Genomic DNA, 253 nt, shown 5'->3' with positions numbered 1-253 from the left:
GCACCAACACCGTGCAAACCACCAGAAACTTTATAACCGCCACCGCCAAATTTACCACCAGCGTGGAGGACAGTCATAATAACCTCTACTGCAGGACGTCCCATTTTTTCTTGTATACCAACTGGAATACCACGTCCATTATCCGTTACAAGAATACTATTATCTTCTTCGATACTAACGTTAATTTCATCGCAATATCCTGCTAACGCTTCATCGATACTATTATCGACGATCTCCCATACAAGGTGGTGAA

Annotated in this window: 1 protein-coding gene; it reads right to left on the bottom strand. The window is 42.7% G+C overall.

Features of this window, described 5'->3' with window-relative positions; all coding sequences use genetic code 11:
• On the bottom strand, nucleotides 1–253 hold a 253-nt coding region (locus tag SB717_RS37900; RefSeq protein WP_410908324.1), incomplete at both ends, for an ATP-binding protein.

The sequence above is a fragment of the Priestia sp. SIMBA_032 genome, from assembly GCF_046535215.1.
In the GTDB taxonomy this organism is placed as follows: domain Bacteria; phylum Bacillota; class Bacilli; order Bacillales; family Bacillaceae_H; genus Priestia; species Priestia aryabhattai.
This window is presented reverse-complemented; position numbering and strand designations above follow the sequence as displayed.